This window comes from Bradyrhizobium sp. 930_D9_N1_4 (assembly GCF_052076015.1).
Lineage (GTDB): Bacteria > Pseudomonadota > Alphaproteobacteria > Rhizobiales > Xanthobacteraceae > Bradyrhizobium.
Window position 1 is genome coordinate 1,352,685 of record NZ_CP197236.1, and the last position, 20,592, is coordinate 1,373,276.

Genomic DNA, 20,592 nt, shown 5'->3' on the forward strand with positions numbered 1-20,592 from the left:
CTCTCTGCGGAGACGGTCTGGATTGCTTTGTCGCAAGGGCTCCTCGCAATGACGTGAAGTGAGCGCACCACGCCTCCCTGACTTCCGCGTCAGAATCTGGCGCGTTTGTAAGTTGAAGGCGGTCGTCCCTTCCCACATCTAATCCTCCTGGTGCGGCAGAATTAGCGCTGCGCCGTACGGAGGATGCTTCGATGAACAACAGGATTCTCAAAGGCCTCACAGCGGTGACGATCGCCGCTGCGATGGCGTTCGCTTCACCTGTCCTTGCCCGTGGTGGCGGCGGTGGTGGTGGTGGCCATGGAGGTGGCGGCTTCGGCGGTGGCGGGCATTTCGGTGGCGGCGGGATGCATGCGGGCGGCTTCGGCGGCGGGATGCGCGGAGGCGGCATGCATGTGGGCGGGATGGGCGGCGCACGCTTCGGCGGCCCTGCTTTCGGCGGATCGCGTTTCGCGCATGCCGCGATCGGGCCGCGCTTTGCCGGCGCCGGCTGGCACGGCCATCACGGCGTCTTCCGTCACAATCACTTCCGCCGTTTCGCCGTCTTCGGCGCGCCTTATTACTACGCCGGCTACAATGATGGCTGCTGGCGCAGGAGCCTGACGCCCTATGGATGGCAATGGGTCAATGTGTGCGGAGACTATTGGTAGTCGCATCGCCGTACCGCACCATTGTCGCGATCGCCATCGGGCTGTTCCGCCTTGCCCCGGAACGGGATAGTCTGGTGGCGATCGTTGCGCGGAGAATTGCATGACCGGAGGTCACCGCCGCATCCTGGTCGTCGAGGACGATCCGGAAACCGCAGGCCAGCTCGTCGAGGAATTGACCACCTCGGGCTACGAGGTCGATCTCGCGGCCACGGGGCGCGAAGCCCTGAGCCAGGGAGCGGCGCGCGACTATGCCGTGATCACCATCGACCGTATGCTGCCTGACATCGACGGCATCGCCGTGATGCGGCAGTTGCGTGACGACGGCATCGCCGCGCCGTTCCTGATCATCTCCGCGCTCGGCGAGGTCGACGACCGCGTCCGGGGCCTGCGCGCCGGCGGCGACGATTATCTCGTCAAGCCATTTTCCTTCACTGAATTGCTGGCGCGCCTTGAAGCACTCGGCCGCCGCAGCGAGACCGTCGCCAAGGAAACCATCCTGCGGGTCGGCGATCTCGCCATCGACCTGATCGCGCGCAATGCCAGCCGCCGTGGCCGCAAAATTCCGCTGCTGCCGCGCGAGTTTCAGCTGCTCGAATATCTCGCGCGCAACGAGGGGCGGGTCATCTCCCGCGCGATGCTGCTCCAGCATGTCTGGGACCTGCACTTCGATCCCTCCACCAACATCATCGACGTCTATGTCGGGCGCGTCCGCCGCAAGGTCGACGACGCCCAGGCCTATCCGCTGATCCATACCATCCGCGGCATCGGATATTGTCTCCGTGCTCCTGGCTAAGACGCTCCGCTCGTCGACCTTCCGCCTGGCGCTGATCGCGATCGCTGCGTTCGGGCTGATCGTCGCGGCGATCATGGCCTATGTCTATTACGGCACGATCGCCTATGTGGAGAGCCGGGTCGGTGACGCCGGCGATCACGGCGGCTTCACCGCGATGATCGAGCTTGCGATTGCCGCGGTTGCGGTGCTGATGCTCGTGCTTGCGGGGCTTGCCGCCGTGCTGGTGACGCGCCGCACGGTCGGCCGGATCGAGGAGATCAACGCCACCAGCCGCGCCATCATGCTGTCCGGCCTCGACCGGCGCATCCCCCTGCGCGGCAGCCATGACGAATGGGACCGCGTCGCCGAAAATCTCAACCAGATGCTCGACCGTATCGAAACCTTGATGGGCGAGGTTAAGCAGGTCAGCGACAACGTCGCCCATGATCTGCGCACACCACTGACGCGCATGCGCGGCCGGCTCGAAAAGGCCTATCATCACGAGCGCAATGGCGAGGCTGACGCGGCTCTGATCGGCGATACCATCGCCGATCTCGACGCCGTGCTCGGCATGTTTGCCTCCATCACCCGGATATCGGAGATCGAGACCCGCGCCCGTCGCAGCGCGTTTCGCGCGCTGAATCTGACTGAAATTGCCGGTGAGGTCGTCGAGCTCTATGACGCAGCGGCGGAGCAGGTCGCGACCCGTCTCAGTCTCGGCGGCGACCACAGGGTGCCGATGACAGGAGATCGTGATCTGCTGTTCGATGCCATCGCCAACCTCGTCGACAACGCGATCAAGCACGGCCGGCCGGGCGGGCACGTGACGGTGACCTGTCGTCGTGCGGATGGCGGTCCGGTTATCGAGATCACCGACGATGGCCCGGGTATCCCCACTGCGGAGCGCGATCACGTGTTCAAGCGCTTTTACCGGCTCGAGCAGAGCCGCTACACGCCGGGCAACGGCCTCGGCCTGAGTCTGGTCGCGGCCGTGGCCGGCCTCCATGGCGCCGAGATCGCGTTGTATGACCATGCGCCGGGCCTCACGGTCCGGCTCAGCTTCCCAACCACATCATAGCTCGATCACGCCGCGGCGCGCGGCATGCGCGACCGCGTCGGTGCGCCCGGTGGCATCCAGCTTGTCGAGCAGCGAACCGACATGGAATTTGACGGTGTGCACGGAGATGCCGAGCTGGCGCGCGATCATCTTGTTGGAGGCGCCTTCGGCCATCAGCGCCAGCACGTCGAGCTCGCGCTGCGTCAGCGCGATGTCGTCGGGCATGCCGCGCGGATCGCGGGCGACGATCGTCGCCGCAGCCCGCTCGCCGGGCGCGGCGAGACGAAGCCCCGTGACACGGCCGAGCAGGGTTGCGAGGCGGTCGGCCAGCGCGGGATCGTCGATCTCCAGCGACAGCACGATCTCGGGTGTGGTGTCTGCGCTCACGCCTCCGGCCTCTCGCCGATCGTCACCTTGAAGTTGACCGGCTCGTCGCCGCGGTGAACACCGACATCGACCACCGTGCCGACACTCGCGGGTCCCAGCGTCCGCAACAGCGCCCGTACGCCCGAGAGCTTCTGGTCGTTGACGGCGACGATGACGTCGCCCTGGCGGATGCCGGCCGTAGCGGATGGGCCGGTCTTGTCGACACTCATGACCATTGCGCCGATGCCGTCATCGAGCCGCACCGGTTGAAGCCCGAGCCCGAGATAGCCGCGGGCGATGCGGCCGCGCGTCTCGAGCTGTGCCGCGACGCGCTCGATCGTCGCCGTCGGGATCACCAGCACCCGCCGCGGCCCGAGCACGGCCATGCCGAAGGCGTCGCCTGATGCGTCGAGCGCAAGCCCGCCTTGCTGACCGAAGCGCAGGCGAACGTCGAGCTCGATCCGCGCATCGATGTCGCCGCCGCGCAAGGAGCGCCAACTCTTGCCGGATACCGACACCATGCCGAGCGCCGCACTCGGCGCATCGCGATCGGTGGCGACGACGACCGACAAGGTGCCGAGAGCGGGGACGGTCGCGGCCAGCTTGACCGGCGCGATGCCGATGTCCGCGCGCAGCAGCGCGATGTCGGTCGTATGGTCCCGGCCGGCGATCGTGGCCGCGACGCTGCTGCCGTCGGGTAGGCCGATCCGGACCTCGCCTTCGTCGGCCAGCGCCTCGTCGGCGGTGACGATCAGGCCGGGTTTCCAGACGAAGCCGGTGGCGCGGGAGCGATGCGAATGCACGGTGACGACGGACGGCGTGACGCGCGCCGCGACATCCGCGAGTGCGCAAGATAGCGAGGAAAGGGGACCGGTCATGCGGGGCTCCTGCAAGGTCTCAAGGCTCCTGTAAGCTGTCCCCAATCTGGGATGTCAGGGGCGTTTGCGAAACTGGCCGGGTGGCCAGGACGGACAGGGCCTCCGGTGGACCACGGCCGACGAACATGTGATTGGGAGCCGCTCACGGGAACGTGTAGCAATCCGGAAATTGCACCATATGGCCTTGAACGTTTCCAGCGAGCCCTGACTGATGACCATCGATCTCACCCGTCGCACCCTGCTTCAACTCGCCGGCGCCACCTCGCTTGCCATGGCCGCAGCGGCGGCTGCGCGCGCCGAGGGCATTCCGCAAGGCGGCGGGCCGACCTATGCCAGCCGCACGCCGATGCGGGTCGGCATGGTGACGCTACGGGTGAAGAACCTCGACAAGGTTTCCGACTACTACCGCGATGTGCTCGGGCTGACGGTCATGGAGCGCTCGGCGACCGCCGCGAAGCTCGGCACGGCCGGGATCATGCTGCTCGTGCTCGAGGCTCGTCCCGAGGCTGCGATCGAGCAGCGCACTGCTGCCGGTCTCTACCACACCGCCTTCCTGATGCCGACGCGCAAGGATCTCGCGCGCTGGCTGGTGCATGCTGCTTCGCAGCGCGTGAAGCTGTCGGGCTTCGCCGATCATCTCGTCAGCGAATCCGTCTATCTCGACGATCCCGAAGGCAACGGCATCGAGGTCTATGCCGACCGCGATCCTTCGCAATGGCAGTGGAGCGAGGGCAGTGTGAAGATGGCGAGCGACGAGCTCAACATCCCCGACCTGCTGTCGCTGACCAACACGCGCGTGCCCGACTATGCCAAGGCGCCGGACGGACTACGCGTCGGCCACATGCATCTGCGCGTCGGCGATCTCGCGCAGGCGCAGATTTTCTATCACGGCACGATTGGCCTCGACCCGACCCGCAGCCGCAACGGTGCAGCGTTCCTGTCGTCGGGCCGCTATCACCATCATCTCGGAATCAATGTCTGGCAGAGCCAGGGCGCCGGCCAGCGCGACGAACAGACGACGGGCCTTGCCTGGTTTTCGCTGGTGATGGCGAAGCAGGACATTCTCGCCGCCCAGGAGGAACGCCTGCGCAAGGGCGGCGTGCAGGTGACGGCAATTGCGAATGGCGTGGAGGCGATCGATCCCTGGGGGACGCGGGTCCGGCTGCTCAAGGCGTGATCGCGCCGGGCTGCTTCAGCCTGCCGCGCGTTCGAGCCCGACGTCCTCATCCGACCACGCACAACGGCCGCCGCCGGCGCGTTTCGCCGCGTAGAGCGCCCGGTCGACCCGCTCGAGAAGCTGCGACGTCGAGCTTGCAGTGTCGGCATCGCTGCCGACGAGAATGCCGGCGCTCGCGCCGATGTGGACCGGTATGTCCGTGAGCAAGAACGGCATCGAGAGATCGCGAATGGCCTGGCGTGCCAGCGCGAGCGCTTCCGCGCGACCCGCTTCGCCTGTGGCGATCGGCTTGAGCATCATGAACTCGTCGCCGCCGAACCGCGCGGCGATGCCGGTATTGCCGATGCAGAACGACAGCCGTTCGGCGACCTGGCGCAGCAGATCGTCGCCGGCGTGGTGGCCGTGACGGTCGTTGACCGGCTTGAAGCCGTCGAGGTCGATGGCGATGATGGCGAAGTCCCCGCGCGTCTCCGCCAGCGCCTGGAAGAACGCGGCGCGGTTCGGCAGGCCCGTCAGGAAGTCGTGAGTGGCCTGCCGCGCCAGCCGATGCTTGGCTTCGAGACGTTCGACGAAGGCGGCGCTGAGATGTTTGGAGGCCTCCCGCAAGGTCAGCCAGAAGAACACCAGCATGACCGCGCCGAGCTTGTAGGCGAGTTCGGGACGGAGCAGGCCGGCCGTGATGGTCGGCGTCAACAGGATTGCTGCGGTGGTCAGGATGATCCAGGGGCGGATCGCCGCGCGCGAGACCATGCCGACGCAAAACGACATCGAGAGCCCGAACGCGATCCAGGCACCGGGATCGTCGTCGATCTGAAGTGCACGATAGGACAGCAAGCCGAGCGCGAGACCGAAAGCGGATGCGCCGGCACCGTAAAGCCGTTCCCAGCGGATCACGTCGGCATCGGAGAATTGCGCGGCGCGCGACTTGTAGCGAAACAGGGAATAGACGCGGGCTGCGGCCGTGATGAGGATGAAGACCGAGATCACGGCATAGCCGGTATCGCCGCTCATGACCGCCAGCGTCACGGCACCCGTGACCGACATGACGCCGATGGCGGAGACTTGCGGCAGCGAGGTGTACAGGAGACCCACGAGCTCGCGCCTGATACGCGGATCGGGATGCAGATACCTGGACAACATCGTGAGAGGCATGCCGGCACCATCGCCGCCACTCCCTAACAACAGGTAGGAGAGGGGCGCGACATGGTGGCCGGTGCGCAACGTCCTTAAGCAGTGGTCAACGCACGCGCTTGCTGGCGATTTTTCCGCGTGTTAGCAGCGATCAAGGCGGCGCGCAGCGCCCGACGGGAGGGAACATTGCCTGACATGACCGACTTCCGCGGTGTCTTTCCCTATCTCGTCTCGCCCGTCGACGCCGATGGTGCGGTCCGCACCAACGTGCTCGCAAAGCTCTGCGACGATCTGATCGGCGCCGGCGTGCACGGGCTGACGCCGCTCGGCTCGACCGGCGAGTTCGCCTATCTCAATGCCGCGCAGCGCATGGCGATCGTGCAGACCACAATCGAGGCCGCGAAGGGTCGCGTGCCGGTTGTGGCCGGCGTCGCCTCCACCTCGACCGCAGACGCTGTGGCGCAGGCGAAGGCCTATCAGAAGTGTGGTGCCAACGGCATTTTAGCGATCCTGGAGGCTTACTTCCCGATCGCCGATGCCCAGATCGAATCCTATTTCCGCGCCATTGCGGACGCGGTGGACATCCCCGTCGTCATCTACACCAATCCGCAATTCCAGCGCTCCGATCTCACCCTCGACGTCATTGCGCGCCTCGCCGGGCATCCGCGCATCGGCTACATCAAGGACGCCTCGACCAACACCGGCCGGCTGCTCTCGATCATGAACCGTTGCGGCGATTCCTTGCGGGTGTTTTCGGCCTCCGCCCATATTCCGGCCGCGGTGATGCTGATCGGCGGCCTCGGCTGGATGGCGGGCCCGGCCTGCATCGTTCCGCGCCAGAGCGTCGCACTGTACGATCTCTGCAAGGCCCGCCGTTGGGACGAGGCCATGGCGCTCCAGCGCAGGCTTTGGCGCATCAACGAGGCCTTTGCCCGCTTCAACCTCGCCGCCTGCATCAAGGCGGGCCTGGCCATCCAGGGTTACGACGTCGGCGATCCCGTCCCGCCGCAGGCCCCGCTGGCGGCCGATGCGCGCAAGGTCGTGGAGGCCGCGCTGAGGGAGCTTTCTCCTTCTCCGTAGCCGGTGCCGTAGGGTGGGCAAAGCGAAGCGTGCCCACGACTTTTCCCGACGTCCAAAAGATCGTGGGCACGGCGCAAGCGCGCCTTTGCCCACCATGCGGAATCGCAGATTTGCGGGACCGCATGCCAAATCCGTGGATATCCCGCCCAAAACCGCGGCTGGTACGCCCCCGATCGATCCGCTAAAAGGCTGCCCGCAGTTTCGAAAAGACCCTGAGGACCCACGGAATGAACATTCTTCCCGGCAATTTGCGTTTCGGAGCGGGCCAGCCCGTCAAGCGTTTGGAAGACCAGCGGCTGCTCACCGGGAAGGGGCAGTTCATCGACGACAAGCCGGAGGAGGGCGCGCTGTGGTTGCATGTGCTGCGCTCGCCGCACGCCCACGCGAAGATCGTCTCGATCGATACCAGTGCAGCGGCGTCGATGCCGGGTGTTACCGCGATCTACACCGGCGCCGACCTCGTCAAGGACGACATCGGCACCATCCCGACCCTGAGCATCTTCAAGCGTCCCGACGGCAAGCCGATGACGGTGCCGCCCCGCCGTCTGCTCGCGCATGAGATCGTGCGTTATGCCGGCGAGGCGATTGCGGCTGTGGTCGCGGCCTCCCGCGCGGAAGCGCAGAGCGCGGCCGAAGCGATCGTGATCGAGTACGACGTGCAGCCTGCGGTGGTCGATCCGGTCGAGGCCGTGAAGCCCGGCGCGCCCGTGGTGTGGCCGGAGGCACCCGACAACATCGTTGGTGCGATGAGCTATGGCGATGCCGCCAAGGCGGATGAAGCCTTCGCCCAAGCCGCGCACACGGTCGAGCTCGACATCGTCAGCCAGCGTCTCGTGCCCTCGGCGATGGAGCCGCGCTCGACCATTGCCGAGATCGACAAGAAGACCGGCCGTCTCCTGCTGCATGTGCAGTCGCAGACCCCGGCCTCGACCCGCGACGTGCTGGCAGAGGCGGTGCTGAAGCGCCCGAAGGACAGCGTCCGCGTGCTGGTCGGCGACATCGGCGGCGGCTTTGGCCAGAAGACCAACCTCTATCCCGAGGACGGCATTGTCGCTTACGCCGCGACCAAGCTGAACAGGAAGATCCGCTGGCGCGGCGACCGCACCGACGAATTCGTCGGTGGCACCCATGGCCGCGATCTCACCTCGACGGCGTCCTTCGCGCTGGACGAGAAGGGCAAGGTGCTGGCTTATCGCGTCAAGTCGATCGGTTGCACCGGCGCGTATTCCTCGGGCGCTGCGAACATCATCCCGCTGGTGCTCGGGCCGTTCGTGCAGACCGGCGTCTATGATCTGCCGCTGGTGCATTTCGAGGTGCAGTCGGTGATGACCAACACCGCGCCCGTCGGTGCCTATCGCGGCGCAGGCCGGCCTGAGGCGGTGTTCATCGTCGAGCGCCTGTTCGACGCTGCCGCGCGAAAGATCGGCATGGACCCGCGGGCGATCCGGAAAGCGAACTACATCAAGCCGGGGCAGCTGCCCTACACCAATGCGGCGGGTCAGGTTTACGATTCCGGCGCCTTCGCGCACATGCTCGATCGCGCCGTGAAGCTTGCCGATTGGGACGGTTTTGCCGCGCGCAAGAAGGCGGCCAAGAAGAAGGGCCTGCTCTACGGCCGCGGTCTCACCTCCTACATCGAGTGGACCGGCGGCCGCGCCCACACCGAGAAGGTCAGCCTGCACGCGACCTCGCAGGGTCGCGTCGTCCTGCATTCCGGCACCATGGCGATGGGGCAGGGCTTGCAGACCACCTACACCCAGATGATCTCCGACACGCTCGGCATCGCCATGGACAAGATCGACGTGGTCCAGGGCGACACCGATCTGGCGATGGGTTTCGGCAGCGTCGGCTCGCGCTCGCTGTTCGTCGGCGGCACCGCGGTGGCGGTGTCGTCCAACGATTTGATCCAGAAGGCGCGCGAGAAGGCGGCGAACGTGCTGGAGACCTCGATCGAGGACATCGAATATCAGGGCGGCATGCTCACCGTGGTCGGCACCGATCGCCGCATCAGCCTGTTCGATATTGCCGAGAAGGAAGGCGGCGCCAGGCTCAGCGTCGATTCCGAGGGCGAGGTCGATGGTCCGAGCTGGCCGAACGGCACGCATATCTGCGAGGTCGAGATCGACCCTGAGACCGGCGTGTCCAAGGTCGTGCGATACACCACCGTCGACGACGTCGGCGTGGCCGTGAACCCGATGCTGGTCACGGGGCAAATCCATGGCGGCGTCGCGCAGGGCATCGGCCAGGCGCTGTACGAAGGCGTCTCCTATGACGCCGATGGCCAGCTCCTCACCGCGAGTTATCAGGATTACTGCATCCCGCGCGCCGACGACGTGCCGCCGATCGTGGTGACGCTGGACGATTCCGCGCCCTGTCGCACCAATCCGCTCGGCGCCAAGGGCTGCGGCGAATCCGGCGCCATCGGCGGCCCGCCCTGCGTCACCAACGGCGTGATGGACGCGCTGAGTGAACTCGGCATTACCCAGCTGAATACGCCCCTGACGCCGCAGAAGATCTGGAAGGCGATCAGGGACGCGAAGGTGAGTGCCTAATACTCCGCTGTCGTCCCGGGGCGCGCGAAGCGCGAGCCCGGGACCCATAGCCGCAGGAAGTGCTTTGGTGAAGACTTGCGGTGACCAGCTCGCGCCATAACCTCTCCCTGGGGTTATGGGTCCCCGCTTTCGCGGGGACGACACCGAGTGTGTGGTGCCGGCGAAGGCAACGCGCTACATGCCCTCAGATCCCCAGCATCATCTTCGCGATGATATCGCGCTGGATCTCCGAGGTGCCGCCGAAGATCGTGTACGCCCGGCCGTTGAGATATTCCGGCACCATGGTCAGCATGTCCTCCGGCGTCGCCGGCGCGTGGTTGAGCTTGTAGAGCGGACGCATCGGCTCGACGGCGAGCGCGTCGTGGCCGATCACATCGACACCCAACCGCGTCACGGCCTGGCGGATTTCGCTGTTGCGCAGTTTCAGGATCGACGACACCGCGCCGGGATTTTGCCCGGTCTGCAGCGCCGAGAGCACGCGCAGCTCGGTCATCTCCAGCGCATCGATGTCGACCTCGACCTCCGAGATGCGCGCCGCGATATCGGGGCTGTCGATTGCGCGTCCCGTGAGATCGGACTCCGCCAGCTCCGCGATCGCCTTCAATCCCTCGCGTAGCTTTGCTGACGCAATGCCCGAGCCGCGTTCGAACTCGAGCAGATATTTGCCGTAGGTCCAGCCCTTGCCTTCCTCGCCGACGCGGTTGGCGACCGGCACGCGCACGTCGTCGAAGAACACCTGGTTGACCTCATGGTCGCCGCCGATGGTGAGAATCGGGCGCGTGGTAATGCCCGGCGTCGTCATGTCGATCAGGATGAAGCTGATACCGTCCTGCTGCCGGGGGCCGTCGCTGGTGCGCACCAGCGCGAACATGCGGTTGGCGTGGTGGGCGTGCGTAGTCCAGATTTTTGTGCCGTTGATGATGTAGTCGTCACCGTCGCGCACCGCGCGCGTCTTCAGCGAGGACAGGTCGGAGCCGGAGCCCGGCTCGGAATAGCCCTGGCACCAATAATCCTCGCCGGAGAGAATCCGCGGCAGGTAGAAGTTCTTCTGTTCGGGCGAGCCGAAGCCGATGATGACGGGGCCGACCATCTTCACGCCCATCACGTTGACATTGGGCACGCCCGCGCGCGCGCTTTCGGTCTCGAAGATCCAGCGCTGCGCCGGGGTCCAGCCCGGGCCGCCATGGTCGACCGGCCAGCCCGGCGCGCCCCAGCCCTGCTTGTGCAGCACGCGCTGCCAGGCCATGCCGATGTCGGGGTCGGAGAACACCGACGGCGTCAGCGCGGTCGCGCGCTTCATCTCCTCGGTGAGGTTTTTCGCGATGAAGCCGCGTACCTCGTCCTGGAAGGCGCGCTCTTCAGTGTTGAACGACAGATCCATGATGCGCTCCCGGTGTCAGGTGGTGCGGCCAAGCGTGGCATGGCGGGCATAATGATGTGCGCTGCCGCCGAACAGCGTGTCGAACGCGACCAGCCGCTTGAAATAGGCGCCGACCTCGAGCTCCTCGGTGACACCCATACCGCCGTGGAGCTGGATCGACTGCTCGCCGACGAAGCGCGCGCTTTTGCCGATTCTGGCCTTGGCGCCCGACGCAGCCCGGGCGCGCTCGACCGGAGGGCTATCCGCCTTCAATGCCGCCCGCAGCGCCATCGAGCGCGACTCGTCGACCTGCATCGCCATGTCGGCGAGGCGGTGGCGGATCACCTGGTTGGCGGAGAGCGGCCGGCCGAACTGCTTTCGGATCTTGGTGTATTCGAGCGTGGTGTCGAGCAGCGTCTGCATGATGCCGACAGCCTCAGCACCGAGCGCGGCCATGGCGCGGTCGACGGCCCATTCGATCGCGGGCAGCACGTCGCTGCCGTCACCGAGCAGGGCATCATCGGGCAGCTCCGCGCCCGATAGTTCGATATTGCAGGCCCGTCCGCCGCCGAGGCGCTCGTAGTCGTTGATGGCAACGCTCGGCGTCTTCGCAGCGACCGCAAACAGGCCGATGCGGCCGGACGGACCCTGATGATCATGGATATGCGCGGAGACGATGATCTCATCCGCCGCATGACCGTCGAGCACCGCGATCTTGCTGCCCGAGAGACGCCAGCCTTGCGCGGTCTTGTGCGCGGTGGTTGCGACCTTGGCGAGATCGAACCGGGCCGCGCGCTCGGAATGCGCAAGCGCGAGCTTCAGCGATCCGTCCGCGACCTTCGGCAGCCTCGCCTGCTTCTGCGCCGTGCTGCCGCATTTCTCGATCAGCCCAGCCCCGAGCACGACCGTCGCGATATAGGGCTCCGACACCAGCCCGCGTCCGAACGCTTCCATCAAGATGCCGATCTCGACGGCGCTGCCGCCGAGCCCGTCGAACTCCTCCGGGATCGGCAGCGCCAGCCAGCCGAGCTCGGCGAACTGCTTCCACACCGCGGGGCTGAAGCCGAGCGGATCGTTCGCCATCTTGCGGCGATGATCGGCGTCGTAGCTTTCGGCCACGAAGCGGTCCGCGCTCTCGCGCAGCAGCCGTTGCTCGTCACTGAGATTGAGATCCATGGTCTACTCCGCGGCCGCCGGCGGCTTGCGCACGGAGGGATGAAGGCCTGATGGATCGACCACCATGCCGAACTCCTGAAGGTTGTGGGCGTGACAGAGTTGATGCAGCGCAAAGGCCTGGTCGATCGCGGCGGGCTGGCCCATCACGTCGACCGAGCGGTTCACGGCTTCCTTGGTCATTTTCAGCGCGAAGGACGGCTTCGATGCGATCCGGCGTGCCAGCTCGATCACGGACGTCGAGAGCTCAGCGCGCGGCACGACCTGATTGACCATGCCGAGCTGATGCGCCTCCTGCGCGCTCCAGCTGTCGGCGGTGAACAGAAATTCCTTGGCCTTGCGTGGCCCCAGTTCCCAGGGATGCACGAACCATTCGACGCCGCAGACGCCCATAGTCACCACGGGGTCGCAGAACTGCGCGTCGTCGCTGGCGACGATGAGGTCGCAGGCCCAGGCCAGCATCAACCCGCCGGCGATGCACTTGCCGTGCACCTCGGCGATGACGGGCTTGGCGAGGTTGCGCCAGCGCCGGGTGATCTGGAGATAGATTTCCTGTTCCCGCGCGAAGCGGCCGTGCGCGTTGGGTTCGGCAAAGCCGCCCCAATTTCCGACCGGCGGAAAATCGACGCCTGCGGCATTCTTGCCGCCCGGGCGCAGGTCATGGCCGGAGGAGAAATGCTGCCCGTTGCCGGCGAGGATGATCACCTTGACCGCATCGTCCTGCACCGCTGCGTCGAAAGCGGCGTTGAGATCGTAGGTCATTTGCAGGTTCTGCGCGTTGCGCGCCTCGGGCCGGTTCATCACGACCCGGGTGATCGCCGGCTCCGGCCTCTCCACGAGGATGGTCTCGAACGAGGGCATCGCGCTCCCCTTGGTGCTTCCAGTTTGATCTTATTGTTCCGTCAAGTTGACTATGTCGGCCAGAGATAGGCAAGAGGATAGGCATGAGGCTTGCGTAAATCGGCTGCTTTTCGCGCCCGATCTGCTAGTTTGCGCGCGATTCCACCGGGAGAAATTTGATGCGCAAGATCCTCACCGTGCTGGCGGCACTGGCCTCGCTCAGCCTGACCAATTGCGGCTACAACGCGATCCAGAGCGAGGACGAGCAGATCAAGGCCAACTGGTCCGAGGTCGTGAACCAGTACCAGCGCCGCGCCGATCTCGTGCCCAACCTCGTCAACTCGGTGAAGGGTTTTGCGCAGCAGGAGAAGGACGTGCTGCTCGGCGTCACCAATGCCCGCGCCAAGGTCGGCAGCATCCAGGCGACGCCGGAAGTGCTGAACGATCCCGCCGCCTTCCAGAAGTTCCAGGCGGCCCAGGGCGAGCTCTCCAGCGCGCTGTCCCGGCTCCTTGTGGTCACGGAAAACTATCCGCAGCTCAAGTCGGACGCGCTGTTCAAGGATTTGATGTCGCAGCTCGAAGGCACCGAGAACCGCATCACGGTGGCGCGCAACCGCTACATCAAGGCGGTGCAGGACTATAACGTCACCATTCGCTCGTTCCCGAGCAATCTCACGGCGATGGTGTTCGGCTACAAGGAGAAGCCGAATTTCTCGGTCGCGAACGAGAAGGAGATATCGACCGCGCCGAAGGTCGATTTCAACCCGGCCCCGGCGCCGTCGAAGTAAGCGCGTCGTTTTGCGAATGCGCTTCGCCCCACCGACCGCCGTCATTCCCCGCGAAAGCGGGGAATCCAGTACGCCGCGGCTTCACGGTTCTAGCACTGCGGGCTCTGGAATACTGGATCGCCCGCCTTCGCGGGCGATGACAGCGATGTTGTGGCAAGCGATAGCAATACTCGCGTTTATCCTTGCCTTCGCGACTACGGCCTCAGCCGATGTCGCCATCCCCCAACTCACCGGCCGCGTCATCGATCAGACCGGCACACTCTCCAGCAGCGACATTGCCACCCTGTCGCAAAAGCTGCGCGACTTCGAGACGCGCAAGGGCAGCCAAATCGCCGTCCTGATCGTGCCGACCACGCAGCCGGAGACGATCGAGCAGTTCTCGATCCGCGTCGCGGACGCCTGGAAGATCGGCCGCAAGAAGGTCGACGACGGCGCGATCCTAGTCGTTGCGAAGAACGACCGGCATTTGCGCATCGAGGTCGGCTACGGCCTCGAAGGCGCGCTCACCGACGTCACGTCACGGCGGATCATCGACGAAATCATCACGCCGAAATTCCGGACAGGCGAATTCAGCGGCGGCATCTCGGACGGTGTCGACCGCATGATCCGCGTCATCGACGGCGAGCCGCTGCCGGTGCCTTCGCCGACCGTGAATTTCGGCAATCTGGATGATATTGCGCCGCTGTTCATCGTGACGCTGTTCGCCTCGATCGGGGTCGGTGGCTTCTTCCGGGCCATGCTGGGGCGGCTGGTCGGATCATTGGCGACCGGTGGCATCATTGCGGTGCTGAGCTGGCTCATCCTCGGGTCCGCCGCAATCGCGCTCGCTCTCGGCGCGCTCGGCTTCGTCATCGGCTTCATCGCCGACCTGTTTTCCGCGATGGCTCCCAGCTCGGGGAGGTCGCGCGGCGGCTCCTGGTCGAGTGGTTCCTCGGCCGGCGGCTGGAGCAGCGGCTCGTCGAGCGACAGCGGCAGCTTCAGCGGCGGCGGTGGCAGTTTCGGTGGCGGCGGCGCCTCGGGGAGCTGGTAGCGGTCATGAGCATCAAGCGCATTGCCAGACATCTCGTGCAGCATCATTGGCGCGCGAAGCAGATCTTTCCGCCGGCCGTGCTCGCGCGTATCGAGCAGGCGATCAGGCAGGGCGAGACCACGCATTCCGGCCAGGTCCGCTTCGTCGTCGAAGGCGCGCTCGACGGCGGGCCGCTGTTCCGCAATCAGCCGGCCCGCGAGCGCGCGCTCGACGTGTTCTCGCATCTGCGCATCTGGGACACCGCGCACAACAACGGCGTTCTGATCTATCTCCTGCTCGCCGATCGCGACGTCGAGATCGTCGCCGATCGCGGCATCCATGCGAAGGTCGGCGGCGAAGGTTGGGAGAGCATCTGCCGCGCCATGGAGGCCGAGTTCAGGTCGGGCCGGTTCGAGGGCGGGGTGATCGCGGGGATCGAAGCGGTGTCGCGGGAGTTGGCAAAGCATTTTCCCCCGCAAGGTCCGCACGCAAACGAGCTGCCGGATGCGCCGGTGGTGATGTAAGCGACGGCTCTAACCGTCGTCATTGCGAGCGCAGCGAAGCAATCCAGACTGTTTCCGCGGTGGGATTCTGGATTGCTTCGCTGCGCTCGCAGCGACGAATCAATCATCCAGCTTGTTCAAATCCCGCACCGATTGCATGATCGGATCGAAGTTCGAGCGCGCATCGAGCGCGTCGAACAATTGCGCGGTGTCCTCCAGCAAACCATGCGACCGCGCGATCGCCGTGCGGACATCCTCCTGCGGCGTGTCGGTCAGCCGCCCGTGGCCGGACAGCAAAAGCTTCGAATTCAGCCCCTTCAGCCGCTCGAGCGACTGGATGTAATCGGAGATGCTGCCCGATCCGAACACGCCGCCCATCACGCCGCCCGGCATCAAGGTGTCTGCGGCAAACAGCAGGCCCTTGTCCTGCTCGAACAGCGTGATGCAAGCCGAGGTGTGGCCCGGTGTGTACATCACGTTGAGGCGGAAATTGCCGAGGTCGATCAGATTGCCTTCCTCGAGCCAGATGTCGACATTGATGGGCACGTTGGGCTCGTTGAACATTTTTCGCAGCATCGAGAAATCGTCGCGCAGCATGATCTTGTTGGCGGCGAGCCGATGGGCGGCGACGAAGATGCGGCGCTCGTTGAAGTGCCAGGCGGCGCCGATATGGTCGAGATGCTCGTGGCTCAGCACCACCATGTCGATCTTCTCCGGCGGACAGCCGGCGAAGGTGAGGCACTCCACCATGGCAGGATAGTTCGACGACAGCCCGACATCGATCAGGATCGTTCGCGCCGAGCCGCGCAGGAGATAGGCGTTGGCGGCGCGGTTGGAGAAGCGGATCTGATAGACGTCGTCCGCCGCCTGAATCAGCGAGCAGATATCGTTCTTCATCAGGACCGGAAAGGCCGTCGGCTTGCGGTCGCTCATGACTGTGCTGCCCGGTAGGTGACTTCGTTGGAGGCGCGCAGGCGTTTCGAGAGCGCGTCCATCACCATCAGCGCGAACGCGGGCTGCTGGCTGACGAGATAGACGAAGCGCGCATGGTTGATCCGCATCACCTTTGTGTTCGGTGCAGACGCGATCGCGGTCGCCGAGCGCGCGGAGCCGTCGATCACGGCCATCTCGCCGAAGAACTCGCCCTTGCCGAGCTTGATGATGCTGGTCTTGCTGGTGCCGCTGAACTTGGCGATCTCGACCTCGCCGTCGAGCACGACGAACAGCTCGCGCCCCGTCGACCCCTCCTCGAAAATGACGTCATCGACACCAAACGCGTTGATGCACTTCTCGATCGTCATGACACCCCCAATTGCCTTCTGGCTGACGGGATGGGGCATGTTAGCCGGGGAACGGTAACGGGCAAACAGCCGGTTTGCCCGGGCCATTCCGCGGCCGTTCATCTTCGGGCGATTACAAATTGTTTCACGCCCGCCACACCGGTTCCACTTTCCCGGCCCAATTCGGCCCCGGATGACTTCCTAAAATTTAGGTAAGCGGGTCCCGAAGTAAGGATTTCGCAAGCAATGAAAGTTACCAAAAGGTCAATCCAGTGTGGAGTATTTGAGCCGTGAGCGAACCAATGGCTGAGCAGGCTGCCCAGGACAACAGCGTCGTCGAAGCCGCCGCGAGCGCGCCGGCTGTCGAGGTCGCCGGGATCGAGGCCCCCTCGATCGCCCCTGACCACGAGACGCTGCCCAAGCCGGATCCGGTGAAGGCAGATGCCCCCAAGGTCGAGCCGCCCCCGATTGCGGTGCCGAAGTTCGAACCCAAAGCCGAGACCAAGCCCGAGCCGAAGCCCGGCAAGCTCATCGTCATGGCCCCGCCCGAACGCTCCTGGGACCGCGAAGAATTTGCCCCGCATGTGAAGGCGGACGAGCCGCGCGAGACCGGCAGCAAGCGCCGCCTGTCGGCAATGGCCGCGGTGGTGGCAATTGCGGCTGGTGTCGGCGCCATCAGCGGCGCGCTTGCGACCGCGGGCATGATGCACTTTGCGGCGCCTGCGCCGGCACAGGTCGCCGACACCAGTGCGCTGGATACGTCGGTCGCCCGGATTGACGCCGATGTCGTCGCGCTGAAGGCGAATGTCGAGCACAGCTCCAAGACCGGCCTCGGTCAGTTCAACCGGACCAACGACCGCCTCGACAAGCTCGAGAAGGCGCAGGCCGAGCCCATGGCCAGGATCGCAAAGCTGTCCGAGACCGTCGACAAGCTCCGCGCCACGCCGCCTGCCGCCCCCGCACAGGCCGCGGCTGCCGCGCCCGCGAAGGAAACCACCGGCTCGATCGCGCCGGCCCAGGTTGCGACCGCTGCGGCCGCTCCGGCTCCCGCGCCTGCCGCACCCAAGACCGATGTCGGCCGCCTGCCGACGATCGAGGGCTGGAGGCTGCGCAACGCCGCCAATGGCGGTGCGCTGATCGAGGGCCGTGACGGCCTCTACGAGGTCTATCCCGGCGATCCCATTCCCGGCATCGGCCGCGTCGATGCGATCCGCCGGCAGGACGGCCGCTGGGTGGTCGTCACCAGCAAGGGCCTGATCGTCTCGCGCTGAACCTCCAATATTCGACTTTCGAAGAGGCGCTTCACCTCCATGTGAAGCGCCTTTTTGCTTGAATAGGCTCGTGCGAGCGGTGTTACTGGAGACATGAGCCGCGCGTTGCGAATTCTCGTTGCTGCCGCCGTCTTGCTGGGCGGCACCGTTTCGCTTTTCGCAGCGGAGAACGCGCCGCTGACACGGGGCACGGCGATCACCGATCCCGATCTCCTGCGCAAGCTCGACCGGAACGACACGCTCACGATCTCGCGCCTGCTGTGGCCGGAGCGGAACGCAAATTTTCCGCTGACGACCGATCTGCTGTTCTCATCCCTGTCGCAGCTCAAGGACATTCCGCCCGCGATCGATGCAGAGCTCGACCGCTATGTCGCGAAGCAGAAGGCGGCCTGGCCGAGCGAGACCATCGGCGTCGGCGAAGGCTTTGACGTGCAGCTGTTCGACCGCGCCAACCTGAAATCCCCCGACACGCGCTTCGTGCTCGCCGGCATCGTCAACCGCATGGACCGCGCTTACGTCTCGGAAGAGTCCTGCGGCGAGATCCGGCTGATCTACCGTCTTGTGCGTTTCGAGGCCGGGTCGGACGGCGGCAAGTCGGCCACGCGTCTGCCGATGACGTTCAATCTCGTGCTGAAGGCGAGAGATGCGCGCCAGACGGATGCGACCGGCAAGCCGGTCACTTGCGCCGATATCGCGCGGCGCTGGCTCGACAATGGTGACTGGCAGAGCCTGATCGGCGGCGGGTTCTCACCTTACGATGCGATGCTCGATCGCATCGAGACCAATATCCAGCTCTCCGTCGCCCCGAAATCGACGCTGCACGATTTCCGCTCCGACTATCTGCTCAAGGTGTTCAAGTACAATTCCGCGACGAAGATTTTCGAGGAGTCGACGCTGGAGAACCAGATCGACCGCGACCGGATTGTCGCGGACGACGCGCTTCGGCGCGAGTTCAGGGCGTGGCTGCTCGCGCCGGAAAATCTTCGCGATTTCGATCGCGGCACGGTGCTGATCCCGGAGAAGTTTCTGGCCAAGGCTGCGGTCGTACCGACGCCCGCAGGCCTCGATGCCTCCGCACTGCAGCCCGAGTTCGGCATGATGCAGGGCGAAGGAAAAGGCGAGCCGGTGTTCACCGACAACGACGTGGTCGGGGCGTTGAAACAGGCTGTTGCGCGTGGCGACTTGCAGAACATCCGCTCGGTCGCGGGCTTCCAGCGCCGTCTCAACGACGTCACCTGTGCCGGCTGTCACCAGACCCGCGGCATCGGCGGCTTCCATTTCCCGGGCGTGGACTGGTTGGCGGACACGCCATCGAATTCAACCATCGTGCCCGCCTCGCCGCATTTCATCGGCGACCAGCTCCGCCGTCGCGACATCCTGACCGCGTTCGCCGCCGGCAAACGTCCTGATTTCTCACGCGGATTTGCCAGCCGCCCGCAGGTCCGCGGCAGCGCTGAGCTCGCGGGCACCGAATATCAGGACGGCTGGGGCGCACATTGTTCCCTGCAAAATGCGGGGTCGGGAACGCCGGACAGGAGCTTTACGTCATGGAGCTGTGCTAAAGGTTTGACCTGTCAGGCCGCCGCGGCCTCGAGCCGCATCGGCATGTGCTTCATCAAGACTCGCTAGCGCGTGATCCGGAAAAGTGTGTAGCGGTTTTCCGAAAAGATCACGCGCAAGCCAACAGACCGATTTGGATCACCCATGACGGACTCCAGCGAAGCCAACAAGGAGCGCAATCGCGAGATCGCGCGCAATGAGGAAGCCAAGCAGGTCACCGGCAGCATCCGCGTCAGCTCCTGGGCGGTCGCGGTGGTCGTCATCGTCGGCGGGATTTTGTTCACGCTCGGCTGGCTGGCGCTGCGGTAGCAGCACTTTCTTTCGTCATGCCCGGGCTTGTCCCGGGCATCCACGTTCTCGTCTCCGCGCTGAAGGCCGTGGATGGCCGGGACAAGCCCGGCCATGACGGAGCTGCGGCTTTGGCACGAGCCCCCTCACTTCGCGTAGTTCGTCATCCGCTTGCCCGGCAACAGCTCATAGGCCGGTTTCCAGCCGGGCAGCGCGGCCATGCGGCCGAGCCAGGCGTGAATGGCGGGATAGCTCGCCGCGAAATCAAAGCCATGCTCATCGCCCGGATAGTGCAGATAGGCCATCATCGAGATATCGGCGACCGTCGGCCGCGCCCCGATCGCGAAATCGTTGTGCTGGAGATGGCGATCGAGAATGCCGAGAAAATCCTCGAGCCTGCGGCGGAAATGCTTCAGCACCTGCGGATCGTTCTTCTCGGTGAAGGCCCGCATGAAGCGATAGGTCGCCATGTAGCCGGTGAGCTTGTGGTTGTCCCAGAACAACCAGCGCAGCAGCTCGAATTTCTCATCCTCACTCTCGGCGCCGAAATGGCCGTACTGCTCGGCAAGCCTGAGCAGAAGCGGCGCGGTCTGCGTCATCTTCACGCCGTCGACCTCGAGCACGGGAATCTCGCCCATCTCGTTGACGGCCTTGCGCCATTCCGCCGTGCGCGTGACGCCGCCGCCGAAATCGGTCCAGACCGGCTCGAACGTCTCGCCGCAAAGCGTCAGCATCAGCGCCAGCTTGTAGCTGTTGCCGGATTCGGGGAAGTAGTACAGGCGGTAGCTGGGCATGGGACCTCGGGCAATGGTGTTGTGCCGATTGTTATAGCGAGATCGCCCCACATCGTCATTGCGAGC

The 20,592-nt window shown here is 65.3% G+C and carries 21 protein-coding genes; 12 read left to right on the top strand and 9 right to left on the bottom strand.

The annotated features are described in order from the left end of the window. The first annotated feature begins 191 nt into the window (after nucleotides 1-191). The 3 genes from AB7532_RS06285 to AB7532_RS06295 all read left to right on the top strand — a co-directional run bounded on the left by AB7532_RS06285 (nucleotide 192) and on the right by AB7532_RS06295 (nucleotide 2,497). Nucleotides 192-647 (top strand): hypothetical protein, encoded by a 456-nt coding sequence (locus AB7532_RS06285; protein WP_441233945.1) that lies wholly within the window; start codon nucleotides 192-194, stop codon nucleotides 645-647. A gap of 100 nt (nucleotides 648-747) precedes the next feature. After that, nucleotides 748-1,440, top strand: a complete 693-nt coding sequence (locus tag AB7532_RS06290; RefSeq protein WP_441233946.1) for a response regulator transcription factor — start codon at nucleotides 748-750, stop codon at nucleotides 1,438-1,440. Then, complete coding sequence (locus AB7532_RS06295; RefSeq protein WP_441233947.1) at nucleotides 1,427-2,497, top strand: sensor histidine kinase; 1,071 nt, start codon at nucleotides 1,427-1,429, stop codon at nucleotides 2,495-2,497. Before AB7532_RS06290 ends, AB7532_RS06295 begins: the two co-directional genes overlap by 14 nt. On the opposite strand, the gene AB7532_RS06300 is transcribed toward AB7532_RS06295, so the two are convergent. Next, complete coding sequence (locus AB7532_RS06300; RefSeq protein WP_441233948.1) at nucleotides 2,492-2,863, bottom strand: response regulator transcription factor; 372 nt, start codon at nucleotides 2,861-2,863, stop codon at nucleotides 2,492-2,494. The two genes, AB7532_RS06295 and AB7532_RS06300, sit on opposite strands and share 6 nt — an antisense overlap. Further along, the gene (locus tag AB7532_RS06305; RefSeq protein WP_441233949.1) at nucleotides 2,860-3,720 is read right to left on the bottom strand and encodes a S1C family serine protease; all 861 of its coding nucleotides are present in this window, start codon (nucleotides 3,718-3,720) and stop codon (nucleotides 2,860-2,862) included. The genes AB7532_RS06300 and AB7532_RS06305 overlap by 4 nt, the downstream gene beginning before the upstream one ends. Nucleotides 3,721-3,931: 211 nt before the next feature. Between AB7532_RS06305 and AB7532_RS06310 the strand changes: the two genes are divergently transcribed. Continuing rightward, nucleotides 3,932-4,897 carry a VOC family protein gene (locus AB7532_RS06310; RefSeq protein WP_441233950.1) on the top strand — a complete coding sequence of 322 codons (966 nt, stop codon included), beginning with the start codon at nucleotides 3,932-3,934 and terminating at the stop codon, nucleotides 4,895-4,897. Nucleotides 4,898-4,912: 15 nt separating this feature from the next. Here the strand turns inward: AB7532_RS06310 and AB7532_RS06315 are convergent, their stop codons facing one another. Continuing rightward, complete coding sequence (locus AB7532_RS06315; protein WP_441233951.1) at nucleotides 4,913-6,049, bottom strand: diguanylate cyclase domain-containing protein; 1,137 nt, start codon at nucleotides 6,047-6,049, stop codon at nucleotides 4,913-4,915. Nucleotides 6,050-6,223: 174 nt separating this feature from the next. Here AB7532_RS06315 and AB7532_RS06320 point away from each other — a divergent pair, with 174 nt between their 5' ends. Together AB7532_RS06320 and AB7532_RS06325 are read left to right on the top strand one after the other, a co-directional pair. Beyond that, nucleotides 6,224-7,108 carry a dihydrodipicolinate synthase family protein gene (locus AB7532_RS06320; protein WP_441239198.1) on the top strand — a complete coding sequence of 295 codons (885 nt, stop codon included), beginning with the start codon at nucleotides 6,224-6,226 and terminating at the stop codon, nucleotides 7,106-7,108. A gap of 227 nt (nucleotides 7,109-7,335) precedes the next feature. Continuing rightward, nucleotides 7,336-9,660, top strand: coding sequence for a xanthine dehydrogenase family protein molybdopterin-binding subunit (locus AB7532_RS06325; protein ID WP_441233952.1), 2,325 nt, complete (start codon nucleotides 7,336-7,338; stop codon nucleotides 9,658-9,660). Between the two features lie 184 nt (nucleotides 9,661-9,844). Here the strand turns inward: AB7532_RS06325 and AB7532_RS06330 are convergent, their stop codons facing one another. From AB7532_RS06330 to AB7532_RS06340, 3 genes are read right to left on the bottom strand one after another with little or no spacing between them, the layout of a single operon-like run. Continuing rightward, nucleotides 9,845-11,041, bottom strand: coding sequence for an acyl-CoA dehydrogenase family protein (locus tag AB7532_RS06330; RefSeq protein ID WP_441233953.1), 1,197 nt, complete (start codon nucleotides 11,039-11,041; stop codon nucleotides 9,845-9,847). A 15-nt stretch (nucleotides 11,042-11,056) separates the two neighbouring features. Continuing rightward, entirely contained in the window at nucleotides 11,057-12,196 is a 1,140-nt protein-coding gene (locus AB7532_RS06335; RefSeq protein WP_441233954.1) for an acyl-CoA dehydrogenase family protein, read from the bottom strand. A gap of 3 nt (nucleotides 12,197-12,199) precedes the next feature. Continuing rightward, nucleotides 12,200-13,054, bottom strand: coding sequence for an enoyl-CoA hydratase (locus tag AB7532_RS06340; protein ID WP_441233955.1), 855 nt, complete (start codon nucleotides 13,052-13,054; stop codon nucleotides 12,200-12,202). Between the two features lie 158 nt (nucleotides 13,055-13,212). Between AB7532_RS06340 and AB7532_RS06345 the strand changes: the two genes are divergently transcribed. The 3 genes from AB7532_RS06345 to AB7532_RS06355 all read left to right on the top strand — a co-directional run bounded on the left by AB7532_RS06345 (nucleotide 13,213) and on the right by AB7532_RS06355 (nucleotide 15,354). Then, entirely contained in the window at nucleotides 13,213-13,821 is a 609-nt protein-coding gene (locus AB7532_RS06345) for a LemA family protein (RefSeq protein WP_441233956.1), read from the top strand. A gap of 136 nt (nucleotides 13,822-13,957) precedes the next feature. Further along, the gene (locus tag AB7532_RS06350) at nucleotides 13,958-14,851 is read left to right on the top strand and encodes a TPM domain-containing protein (protein ID WP_441233957.1); all 894 of its coding nucleotides are present in this window, start codon (nucleotides 13,958-13,960) and stop codon (nucleotides 14,849-14,851) included. A 5-nt stretch (nucleotides 14,852-14,856) separates the two neighbouring features. Beyond that, a complete protein-coding gene (locus AB7532_RS06355; protein ID WP_441233958.1) occupies nucleotides 14,857-15,354 on the top strand; it encodes a TPM domain-containing protein in 498 nt (165 codons plus the stop codon). A gap of 99 nt (nucleotides 15,355-15,453) precedes the next feature. Here the strand turns inward: AB7532_RS06355 and AB7532_RS06360 are convergent, their stop codons facing one another. Then, nucleotides 15,454-16,266: an MBL fold metallo-hydrolase gene (locus tag AB7532_RS06360; RefSeq protein WP_441233959.1), complete on the bottom strand. Its 813-nt coding sequence runs from the start codon at nucleotides 16,264-16,266 to the stop codon at nucleotides 15,454-15,456. Further along, on the bottom strand, nucleotides 16,263-16,634 hold the full coding sequence (locus AB7532_RS06365) for a Crp/Fnr family transcriptional regulator (RefSeq protein ID WP_441233960.1): 372 nt from the start codon (nucleotides 16,632-16,634) through the stop codon (nucleotides 16,263-16,265). Before AB7532_RS06365 ends, AB7532_RS06360 begins: the two co-directional genes overlap by 4 nt. Before the next feature lie 281 nt (nucleotides 16,635-16,915). Here AB7532_RS06365 and AB7532_RS06370 point away from each other — a divergent pair, with 281 nt between their 5' ends. The 3 genes from AB7532_RS06370 (at nucleotide 16,916) to AB7532_RS06380 (ending at nucleotide 19,753) form a co-directional block, all read left to right on the top strand. Beyond that, on the top strand, nucleotides 16,916-17,884 hold the full coding sequence (locus AB7532_RS06370; RefSeq protein ID WP_441233961.1) for a hypothetical protein: 969 nt from the start codon (nucleotides 16,916-16,918) through the stop codon (nucleotides 17,882-17,884). Between the two features lie 93 nt (nucleotides 17,885-17,977). Continuing rightward, entirely contained in the window at nucleotides 17,978-19,513 is a 1,536-nt protein-coding gene (locus AB7532_RS06375; protein ID WP_441233962.1) for a hypothetical protein, read from the top strand. Nucleotides 19,514-19,588: 75 nt separating this feature from the next. Beyond that, nucleotides 19,589-19,753 (top strand): hypothetical protein, encoded by a 165-nt coding sequence (locus AB7532_RS06380; protein WP_441233963.1) that lies wholly within the window; start codon nucleotides 19,589-19,591, stop codon nucleotides 19,751-19,753. Nucleotides 19,754-19,878: 125 nt separating this feature from the next. Here the strand turns inward: AB7532_RS06380 and AB7532_RS06385 are convergent, their stop codons facing one another. Further along, nucleotides 19,879-20,526 carry a glutathione S-transferase family protein gene (locus AB7532_RS06385; protein WP_441233964.1) on the bottom strand — a complete coding sequence of 216 codons (648 nt, stop codon included), beginning with the start codon at nucleotides 20,524-20,526 and terminating at the stop codon, nucleotides 19,879-19,881. Nucleotides 20,527-20,592: the final 66 nt, after the last annotated feature.

Bases quoted from the DNA above. Each gene is read 5' to 3' on its own strand.
- AB7532_RS06290 (WP_441233946.1), top strand. From the start codon at position 748: ATGACCGGAGGTCACCGCCGCATCCTGGTCGTCGAGGACGATCCGGAA.
- AB7532_RS06325 (WP_441233952.1), top strand. From the start codon at position 7,336: ATGAACATTCTTCCCGGCAATTTGCGTTTCGGAGCGGGCCAGCCCGTC.
- AB7532_RS06335 (WP_441233954.1), bottom strand. From the start codon at position 12,196: ATGGATCTCAATCTCAGTGACGAGCAACGGCTGCTGCGCGAGAGCGCG.
- AB7532_RS06355 (WP_441233958.1), top strand. From the start codon at position 14,857: ATGAGCATCAAGCGCATTGCCAGACATCTCGTGCAGCATCATTGGCGC.
- AB7532_RS06310 (WP_441233950.1), top strand. From the start codon at position 3,932: ATGACCATCGATCTCACCCGTCGCACCCTGCTTCAACTCGCCGGCGCC.
- AB7532_RS06375 (WP_441233962.1), top strand. From the start codon at position 17,978: ATGAGCCGCGCGTTGCGAATTCTCGTTGCTGCCGCCGTCTTGCTGGGC.
- AB7532_RS06345 (WP_441233956.1), top strand. From the start codon at position 13,213: ATGCGCAAGATCCTCACCGTGCTGGCGGCACTGGCCTCGCTCAGCCTG.
- AB7532_RS06380 (WP_441233963.1), top strand. From the start codon at position 19,589: ATGACGGACTCCAGCGAAGCCAACAAGGAGCGCAATCGCGAGATCGCG.
- AB7532_RS06385 (WP_441233964.1), bottom strand. From the start codon at position 20,526: ATGCCCAGCTACCGCCTGTACTACTTCCCCGAATCCGGCAACAGCTAC.
- AB7532_RS06315 (WP_441233951.1), bottom strand. From the start codon at position 6,049: ATGCCTCTCACGATGTTGTCCAGGTATCTGCATCCCGATCCGCGTATC.
- AB7532_RS06365 (WP_441233960.1), bottom strand. From the start codon at position 16,634: ATGACGATCGAGAAGTGCATCAACGCGTTTGGTGTCGATGACGTCATT.
- AB7532_RS06350 (WP_441233957.1), top strand. From the start codon at position 13,958: ATGACAGCGATGTTGTGGCAAGCGATAGCAATACTCGCGTTTATCCTT.
- AB7532_RS06320 (WP_441239198.1), top strand. From the start codon at position 6,224: ATGACCGACTTCCGCGGTGTCTTTCCCTATCTCGTCTCGCCCGTCGAC.
- AB7532_RS06285 (WP_441233945.1), top strand. From the start codon at position 192: ATGAACAACAGGATTCTCAAAGGCCTCACAGCGGTGACGATCGCCGCT.
- AB7532_RS06305 (WP_441233949.1), bottom strand. From the start codon at position 3,720: ATGACCGGTCCCCTTTCCTCGCTATCTTGCGCACTCGCGGATGTCGCG.
- AB7532_RS06370 (WP_441233961.1), top strand. From the start codon at position 16,916: ATGGCTGAGCAGGCTGCCCAGGACAACAGCGTCGTCGAAGCCGCCGCG.
- AB7532_RS06340 (WP_441233955.1), bottom strand. From the start codon at position 13,054: ATGCCCTCGTTCGAGACCATCCTCGTGGAGAGGCCGGAGCCGGCGATC.
- AB7532_RS06360 (WP_441233959.1), bottom strand. From the start codon at position 16,266: ATGAGCGACCGCAAGCCGACGGCCTTTCCGGTCCTGATGAAGAACGAT.
- AB7532_RS06330 (WP_441233953.1), bottom strand. From the start codon at position 11,041: ATGGATCTGTCGTTCAACACTGAAGAGCGCGCCTTCCAGGACGAGGTA.